This is a genomic window from Escherichia sp. WS1265 (assembly GCF_046487585.1).
GTDB lineage: Bacteria > Pseudomonadota > Gammaproteobacteria > Enterobacterales > Enterobacteriaceae > Escherichia > Escherichia coli.
Genome location: NZ_JBJQJE010000087.1, coordinates 1 through 832, shown reverse-complemented (window position 1 = coordinate 832; position 832 = coordinate 1). Strand labels below are relative to the sequence as shown.

At 50.6% G+C, this 832-nt stretch carries 1 pseudogene; it reads left to right on the top strand.

What is annotated here, in order from left to right:
* Positions 1–832: pseudogene (locus tag ACJHX3_RS24940) on the top strand (conjugal transfer protein TrbC); the annotation flags it as partial.

Sequence of the window (832 nt, the reverse complement as noted above, 5' to 3'; positions counted from 1 at the left end):
TTGGTTATCAACGCGTCAGGGATATTGGCAGGGAGTTATGGCTGAGTATGGACGATCTGACCCGCCATATAATGTTTTTCGCCACCACCGGTGGCGGTAAAACGGAAACCATCTTTGCCTGGGCGATTAACCCACTTTGCTGGGCAAGAGGATTCACCCTTGTCGATGGCAAGGCACAGAATGATACGGCAAGAACGATCTGGTATCTGGCCAGACGCTTTGGACGTGAAGACGATGTGGAAGTCATTAACTTCATGAACGGAGGAAAATCCCGCAGTGAAATCATTCTGAGTGGTGAAAAAACGCGTCCTCAGTCAAATACCTGGAATCCCTTCTGTTACAGCACTGAGGCATTCACAGCGGAGACAATGCAGTCAATGCTGCCCCAGAACGTCCAGGGGGGCGAGTGGCAGTCCCGGGCCATTGCCATGAATAAGGCACTGGTATTTGGTACTAAATTCTGGTGTGTGCGCGAAGGCAAAACAATGTCGCTGCAGATGCTCCGTGAACATATGACTCTCGAAGGGATGGCCAAACTTTACTGTCGTGGCCTCGATGATCAGTGGCCGGAAGAAGCTATCGCACCGTTACGTAACTACCTTCAGGACGTTCCCGGTTTCGACCTGTCGCTGGTCAGGACACCATCAGCCTGGACGGAAGAACCCAGAAAACAACATGCTTATCTCTCCGGGCAGTTTTCTGAAACTTTCAGCACATTCACGGAAGCATTCGGGGATATTTTTGCTGAAGATTCCGGTGATATCGATATCCGTGACAGCATTCACAGCGACAGGATTCTGATGGTAATGATCCCCGCTCTGGATACATCAGC